Below are 8475 nucleotides of genomic sequence, written 5' to 3' on the forward strand. Positions count from 1 at the left end.
GTAACCCAAATCGTGTCAAGAAAGGAGCCGTCCGTCATGTAGGCGCGCCGCGCCTTGCCTCTGCTTTAATTGTGGTTCATGCCGTCCTTATTGGGTGCTTGAGCTGCGGTGAATAAGCCTCCGTAGGTCTGAGGGAATCCGGTGAGATTGCGGCGCACGAAGAAGCTTGTCAAGGCCCGCGTAACACCCGCCAGTTCGTTGTCGGTCAGACCGGGAGTCGAGAGCGCTGTCCTACCCATGAGGCGTAGCAGCAGGATGTGAGAGGGGGCTCCTTGCACCCGGGCCAGCTCGGTCAGGGCATCATCCAGCTCGTTGGGTGCGTGGTCGTCCTCAAGGTTGCCGATGATGCGCTGGTAGTCGCGCCCAGCCTGTAGGAGCGCCTCGAGGATCCTCGGCAAGTCAGCTTCAATGAGCGTCTCGTAGATATGGATCAGACTGCTTCGGGTGGCGACGGGGGTCTTCGGAACCGGAGGGAGAACGTCCTTAAATGCGTTGTAGTAGTGGCGGAAGAAGCGTTCTTGGGCGCTGTAGTCGTCGCTGATGTCTGCCAGAAGCTCATTCCACTTTGAGAATGCCGCGTCCACGCCCATGTTGGTAGCGGCGGCCTTGAGAAGGGAATTCTTGATGAGATCAATAGGTGTTAGCGGAGTGCCTCGATTGTTGAGCGACTCAAATAGCACGAAGGCGTCGGCGTGGCTATCCACTTCGATCTTGACCATCACTGCTTGCTCTGCGCGCGTCAGGACCCGACGGCAGGCGGCGAGCACGTCCGAATCGACGGCACGGATGCGCTCTTGAAAGTGGGCGAAGCACTTCTTCACTCGGCGGACTCCGAGATAGCTGACCTTAGGGGGATGAATGTCCATGCCAGCCTGGGCCAGGACGTTGAGGTAGTCGTCCCGATTTCCTGCCTGTACTTGGGGTAGGAGGCGGGTGCGTAGTGTCTTGCCGGTGTCCTTGCTGACGAGCCGCTTACGCAGATTAATGCGTTGCGCAATGTCGTCGTCGTCGAGGTCATTCTGATGCTGTCGCATGAGGTCGTAGATGGCGGCCAGCAGCAGCGAGAGGGTCGTCATCCTCTGCTGCCCATCGACCAATTCTAGAGTTGTGCCGTCGAGGACGTCGACCGTCGTGTTGATGCAAATGATTGTCCCCAGAAAGTGCTGCCCCTCCGACTCCAAGAGGTCGTCGAAAAGTGCGTCCCACTGAGCTTTCGACCAGGAGTACTCGCGCTGATATGTGGGAATCTCGTAGCGCACCTGGGATTCCGTGCTCAGCAATGCGTACACCTGGGTGTTCGTCACGGACTTGATCATGGGTCGCCATCCTCGGTCGCCTGGGTGGATCGTCGTCCTAGTCGGCAATCCGCCTGCCAACATGGGGGTTCCCGACCAAGGGTCGGCCCTGAGAGTGAATTCCGGGCGCCCATGCCCAGGGGCACAGAGGAGCCCGGCCATGTGGACGTGCCGCGCGATGTGGCAGCGCGCTCCGTGCGCCGGCGCAGGCGGACCCGTCGGGATCGAGAGTGGCTGGGTAAGCTGCCAACTCGGCCGATAGGCAACGCAGGGACGCGACGAGGGGAGGGCGACGATGCCGCGCAGCGATGCACGCTGGGTCGAGGTGTCGCCGTCGCAGTTCGCTCACGAGCAGGCCGGTCTGGCCACGGTCCAGCGCTGGCTGCCCAGCGAGAGCCCCTATCGCGCCTGGACCAACTTCGAGTTCCGGGACGGGCACGGTCACTGGCACGAGTGCGACCTGCTCGTCCTCGCCCCCGGAGGTCTCTACCTCATCGAGCTCAAGCACTACTACGGCACGCTCGACGGTGACGATCGCCGGTGGCGCCGCAACGGCGGTCGGTACGAGGACTCTCCGCTGCTGCTGTGTCGGCGCAAGGCGCAGCGGCTGGCGAGCAAGCTCAAGGACGCGGCGAAGCAGTGGGCGCGCGAGGTCGGCCAGGACCCGGAGAACCTCCTCGCACTCGTGCCCTACGTGCAGGAGGCCGTGTTCCTCCACCACGAGACCTTCCGATGCCTCCTCCCGCCGCCATCGGCCTTGGGCCTCTACGGCCTGGAGGACGCGGAGGACACCTCGAACCTGCCGCCGCTGAGCGAGCTCGTCTTCCAGCCGCCGCGCTCGGGTCGAGGCATCGGCCCCAACGCCGACGCGATCCTCGCCAAGCTGATGGAGCGCATCGGCCTCGTGCCGCGCCGGGAACGCCAGGCCGGCTCCTGGATCATCGAGGAAGGCGTCGTCGACGAGGGGGACGGCTGGCAGGACTGGCTCTGCCACCACGCCGCCGACCCCACGAACCGCGGCCGCGTCCGCTTCCAGGTCCCCGAGGCGAACGCGTCGGACGAGGACCGCCAGCGCCGCCTCCGCCTCGCCCGCAACGAATTCACGCTCGCCCGCACCCTGCAGCATGACGCCATCCTCACGCCCCGGGACCTCGTCGAGTCCGAGCTCGGCATCGGTCTCGTCTATGACGATGACGGCTCCTGGCAGCGCCTCGATCTGTGGATGCGCGAACGCAACACGCTCCCGCTCGACACGGCCCTCGCCCTCACCCGCCAGATCGGCGACGCGCTGCGGTACGCCCACTCCCACGGCATCGCCCACCGCGCGCTCGGCGTGGGGGCGGTGTGGGTCCGCGACGGAGCACACCCCACCGATCCCCCGCAGGTCCGCGTCAGGGATTGGCAGCTCGCCGGCGCCCTCGAGCCCACCGACACGCGGCACGCGGTGACCAACCTCGCCCAGTCCGCCCTCCCGAGGTTCGTCGCGACCCGTGAAGCGTGGATGCTCGAGGCCTTCCTCGCCCCCGAGACCGTGTGGGGCTCGCAGGAGCGCGCCAAGCTCGACGTCTTCTCCCTGGGCGCCCTCGCGGCGTATCTCATCAGCGGCACCCCGCCGGCCGAATCCAGCGCCACCCTGCGCGAGCGCCTGCGCAGTCAACGCGGCATCGACGTGGCCGTCGATGTGCCCGTACCCGAGGGCATTCGCACGGCTGTCCTCGCCGCGACCCGGGGCGTGGTCGGCGACCGCACCGACACCGTCGCCGAGGTCCTCGATGAGATCGACCAGGCCACCGTCGAGACCGAGCCACCGCGCGAGATGGCCGTCGACCCGCTCGATGCCCGCCCCGGCGACGTCCTCGGCGGCCGCTTCGAGGTCGAGAAGCGACTCGGCATCGGGTCGACCGCGCGCGGGCTCCTCGTCACTGACCGCGACGCCGAGGGCCGCCCCCGCCGGGTGCTCAAGGTCGCGCTCAACGATGCGGCCGCCGACCGCATTGCCGGCGAGGCGGAGGTACTGCGCGGACTGACCCACAAGCGCTTCGCCGGCCTCATCGAGGGCCCGCTCGACATCGACGGACGCCGGGCCCTCCTGCTCGAGAGCGCGGGCACCACGACGCTGGCCGATGAGCTGCGTCCCGGCCAGTCCCTGCCCATCGACTACCTCGAGCGGTGGGGCGGCGATCTCATGGAGGCTCTCGTCGAGCTCGACCGGCTCGGGCTGGATCACCGCGACATCAAGCCGCACAACTTGGGCGTGCGCGAGGACGCCGGCGATCGGAAGAAGCGGCTCGTCCTCTTCGACTTTTCTCTCACGCGGGCCGCGGCCGACGCCACGAGCGCCGGCACTCCGCAGTACCGCGACCCCTTCCTCGGGGAGGGCCGACGCCAGCGCTTCGACAGCCACGCCGAGCGGTACTCGGCCGCCGTCGTCCTGCACGAGATGGCGACCGGGTCGCTGCCGCGATTCGGTGACGGCCAGACCCTGCCCACGATGGTCAACGACGAGGCGAGCATCGACGCGGCGGCGTTCGCGCCCAGCCTCGCCCGCGAGCTCGCGGCCTTCTTCACTCAGGCGCTGCGGCGCGACGCCCGGCAGCGGTTCGAGACGGCACAGGCGATGGCCACCGCGTGGACGTCGATCTTCGCCACGGGCACGACGACGATGGCCCCGACCGACGACGACGACGCCCGAGCCGCCCGAGCCGGCCTCGACACGCCCATCGAGGAAGCCGGGCTTACCGCCCGAGCACTGTCGGCCTTGGCCCCCTTCGGCGTCGCGAACGTCCGCGACTTCCTCACCAAGGTCGACGCCGCCTATCAGTACCCGCGGGTCGCGATCCGCACGAGGCAGCACCTGAAGGAGCGGCGGCGCACGTGGGCGGCCCGACTCGGCGACCCTCGCGCCACCCGCCGCGGGTCGGCCGGCGATGGAGTGGAGGTCGCGGCCCAGGTCCTGCTCGAGGCAGCCGGCCCGGCGTCGGCGACCGTCCGCCGGGCGCTGCTGACCCGCATGCTCGGCCGCGTGGGCGACGCCGACGCGTTCGCCTCGGCCGCCCTCATCGGCGCCGCCATGGAGGAGCCGCTGCCCCCCTCGCGGGTCCAGACCCTCATCGGCGATCTGCTCGGCGCCTGGGCCGCCGACGAAGAGGCCTCAGCCCTTCTCGATCGAGTCGGCTCGACCCTGGAGACGCGCATCGTCGACGCAGGCGGGGTCGTCACGCTCGGCGAGGCCACCTCGGCCGTCCTCGATGCCGTGGAGGAACCCACCCGGGGCGAGGCCACGGGTCGGACCGCCCGCGGACTGTTGCGGCTGGCTCTCGAACGGCTCAAGGTGCTGCGCACCGAGGGCGGCACGCAGGCGCGGCCCATTTCGGTGCGTCGGCACGGGTCCCTCGTCGCGCTGCTCGCGACGGAGCCGGGCCTGTTCGACGCCGTCGAGGCCGTCGGTCGTGCCGCAGAGGACCTGGTCACGAGCACAACCGGCAGTTCGCGGTCCGACCTCGTCCCGGCCGCCACGGCGTCACGCCGGCTTGAGGAGGCGCTCGCGGCCTTCGCCGGTGACGGCGCTGAGGTCCCGGAGGCACTGCGCGTCCCGGGCCGGCTCGTGCGGATCGGCGCCGAACTCGCCCCGCACGGTGCGGCCGCCGCGAACAGCGACCTCCACCACGTCGACCTCCCCGCGCACATCGCGGTGGCCGAGACGATGCGCGGTTTTGCCAGCCGCGGGATCATCAAGCCCCCGGAACTGCGCAGCCGGGTCGGGGAGCGCTTCCCGGCGCTGCCGCCGCTGCCATCGCGCGACGAGCGCCTCGACGAGATCGTCAGGCGCGCCGAGGTCGACCTCGTCTGGGACGAGCACAAGCGCGGCTACCGGCTGCCGGACCACGTGCCGGCAACCACAGGGTTGGCCGCGAGCCAGACGGCGCCGCCGGTCCGCGGCAGCGTCCCGGTGGTCCGCGACGCCGTGGCGGCGCGCCTGCACGAGAGCATCGCCGCGCGGGGGTTCCTCGCCCTGGGCACGCCCATGACCTCCTATGAGGAGATGGTGCGGGCCCTCGTGCAGCGCTACGACGCGGACGTCGTCGACGTCACGGACCTGCTCATCGATGCGATGCGCGAGGCAGCCGCAGGACACGGGGTGCCGTGGGACGTCGTCCTCGCCTCAGACGCCAAGCCGACTGACAGCCCGGATCGGGCGAACCTCGACGCGCTTGTCGGCCTGTGTCTGCCCGCGGTCGTCGACTCGATCACGGCGATCATCGACTCCGGCGACGAACCGCGACCGGCCCTGCTCACCGAGGCGGCGCCGCTCGCGCGCTACGGGCACGTGGGCGTGCTGTCGCGGTGGACGGACATGACCATCCCGCGGCGGCGGGCGGTGTGGCTGGCCGTGCCGTTCGCACCCAACACCGCGGGGACCCTACTCGACGGGGTGCCGTTGCCGTTGGGCTCGCCGGGTCAGTTCGTGCGGCTCGATGCCCGCTGGCGACCGCCGGGGGACGACCCGGGAGCCACGGGCGAGGACATGACCATGACGACGGTAGGCAGGGGCACCCCATGATCGACGCCGCGCAACTCACGACGGACCTCAAGCGGCTCGTCCTGGCCATCGAGAACGACCTGCGCGCCCGGGTCGACGGCCCGGATCGGGACCTGCGCCAGGAGGGTGCCGAGCAGGCCTGGCGCGACGAATACGACCGGGCGCGCGAGGCCGGGCGCACGGCCCGCACCTGGACGGAGTGGCGCGACGATCGCGTGACGCAGGCCGCGGTGGCGTGGGTGCTGACGACGGTGTTCGTCCGGTTCTGCGAGGACAACCGCCTGCTGGAGCCGGTGTGGATCTCGGGGCCGAGGGAGCGACGCCAGGAGGCGCACGACGCCCGCACCGCGTATTTCCAGCAGCACCCGCTGCACACCGACCGGGAGTGGCTGCTCCAGCCCATCGAGCACCTGCGCTCGGTGCCGGCGACGAAGGACCTCGTCGAGAGCCACTCCGCCCTGTGGACCGTGGCGCCGTCGGCAAGGGCCGCCGAGGCGATCCTCGCGTTCTGGCACGAGCAGGACGCCGACGGTGAGCTACGCCGCGACTTCACTGATCCCGAGCTCTCGACCCGGTTTCTCGGTGACCTCTACCAGGACCTGTCCGAGCACGCCAAGGACACCTACGCGCTGCTGCAGACCCCGGAGTTCGTCGAGGAGTTCATCCTCGACCGCACCCTTGAGCCGGCACTCAAGGAGCGCCCGCTCGAGGGGTTCAAGCTCATCGACCCCACGTGCGGCTCGGGCCACTTCCTGCTCGGGGCGTTCAGCCGATTCTTTGCAAAGTGGCGCGACCTGGAGCCGAACACCAACAGCGCGGAGCTGGCTGGACGCGCGCTGGCGTCTGTGTGTGGGGTCGACCTCAACCCCTTCGCCGTCGCTATCGCACGGTTCCGCCTCATCATCGCGGCGCTGCACGCCTGTGGTGAGACCTCACTGGAGAACGCTCCGGGATGGGACGTTCAGGTGACGGCCGGGGATTCCCTCTTGGACTGGGAGAATTTCCTCCCCGGTGACACATTGTCCTTCTCTTACGCTACCGAGGATCCGAAGACGCTGGCCGCCTACCTGAGGTCCTCGTCGTACGACGTGGTCGTCGGCAATCCGCCTTACATCACGGTCAAGGACAAGGCACTCAACGCCAAGTATCGCGAGCTCTACTCAGCGTGCAAGGGCACCTATGCGTTGACCGTTCCCTTCATGCAGCGCTTCTTTTCTCTCGCGCGACGCGGCTCGGAGGCGCAACCTGCTGGGTGGGTGGGTCAGATCACGTCGAATTCTTTCATGAAGCGCGAGTTCGGCTCCAAGCTCATCGAGGAATTCCTGCCTCGTAAGGACCTGCGCCTAGTCGTCGACACGTCGGGAGCGTACATTCCGGGCCACGGAACTCCCACTGTGATCCTGGTCGGCCGAGACCAGCCGCCCACGAGCCAAACGGTCCGAGCGGTTCTCGGGATCCGTGGGGAGCCTGGCCGCCCGGAGGAGGCCGGCCAGGGGCTCGTGTGGCGCAGCATCGTTGACTACGTCGACGTATCGGAACATGAAGATGCCTACACCAGCACCGCCGATCTCCCTCGGAGGACTTTGTCTGCCCATCCGTGGAGTCTCACCGGCGGTGGGGCCAACCAGCTGTTGCGGGTCATCGAGGCCACCGAGGCCCGCCTTGAGGGTGCCATTGCACCTCCTATCGGAGGATCGATCCGGGCAGGCGCAGACGATGCGTTCATGCGCCCGCTGGGCTGGACCCCTAATTCGCAAAGGAATGGAGATCGATTGCGGCCCCTTGTGATGGGTGATATCACGAGGGACTGGTCCATTACACCCGACACTACTATTTTCTTTCCTTACCAGTATAGAACGGGTGACCGATACGAGGGAGGTCTCGCGCGCGAACTGTGGCCGTGGCGCGCCCAGCTGGCGGCTCGAGGAACATTCCAAGGAGTGATGGCCGACGCGGGCCTCAAGTGGTGGGAGTACATGCAGTTCACGAAGGCTCCCTACCGTACGCCACTATCGATCGCGTTTGCGTTTGTGGCTACGCATAACCACTTTGTGCTGGATCGAGGCGGGAAGGTCTTCAACCGGTCGGCGCCGGTGATCAAGTTGCCGGAGGGGGCGAGTGAGGACGAGCACCTCGCGCTGCTCGGGGTGCTCAACTCGTCGACGGCGTGCTTCTGGCTCAAGCAGAACAGCCACAACAAGGGCAGTACAGTGGATAGCAAGGGGGCGCGGCAGACACTTGCGCCGTGGGAGGACTTTTACGAGTTCACGGGGACGACTCTTAAGGACTTCCCGCTGCCGAGCGAATTGCCGTTGGAGCGAGCCCGCCGCCTTGATGAAATGGCGCGCACGCTTCCCACCTACCTGAGCTCGGCGGTGCCCGAGCGGGGGCGACCGCACCCGCCACTGATCCCTGATCCACCGGTGATGATTCGTCATCGGTGATTCCGGTGGATCGCGACGAGGCTCGCAGTGTGGGCGTGGGTGAGCTGCCGGCCGGTGCCGGCTCTTCCACTTCGAGGTCCTCGGGTTGTGCCGTGTGCGGCAGGGTGGTCAGGTCGTGACAGCGGTGGGCGGGCCGGTCGCGGCCGACCACAGTGACTCCCAGCCGGGTGCCCAGGGCCAGTGCGTGGGCAGGTGC

3 protein-coding genes are annotated in these 8475 nt (G+C 68.3%); 2 read left to right on the forward strand and 1 reads right to left on the reverse strand.

Features of this window, described 5'->3' with window-relative positions; all coding sequences use genetic code 11:
• Window positions 1–65 precede the first annotated feature (65 nt).
• Window positions 66–1316 (reverse strand): DUF262 domain-containing protein, encoded by a 1251-nt coding sequence (locus ICW24_RS18910; protein ID WP_226347279.1) that lies wholly within the window; start codon window positions 1314–1316, stop codon window positions 66–68.
• 274 nt (window positions 1317–1590) lie between these two features.
• Here ICW24_RS18910 and pglW point away from each other — a divergent pair, with 274 nt between their 5' ends.
• Both pglW and pglX read left to right on the forward strand, forming a co-directional pair.
• The gene (gene pglW, locus ICW24_RS18915) at window positions 1591–5856 is read left to right on the forward strand and encodes a BREX system serine/threonine kinase PglW (protein WP_226347280.1); all 4266 of its coding nucleotides are present in this window, start codon (window positions 1591–1593) and stop codon (window positions 5854–5856) included.
• Window positions 5853–8279, forward strand: a complete 2427-nt coding sequence (gene pglX, locus ICW24_RS18920; RefSeq protein WP_226347281.1) for a BREX-2 system adenine-specific DNA-methyltransferase PglX — start codon at window positions 5853–5855, stop codon at window positions 8277–8279. Before pglW ends, pglX begins: the two co-directional genes overlap by 4 nt.
• Window positions 8280–8475: the final 196 nt, after the last annotated feature.

This window comes from Agilicoccus flavus (assembly GCF_014857905.1).
Classification (GTDB): domain Bacteria; phylum Actinomycetota; class Actinomycetes; order Actinomycetales; family Dermatophilaceae; genus Agilicoccus; species Agilicoccus flavus.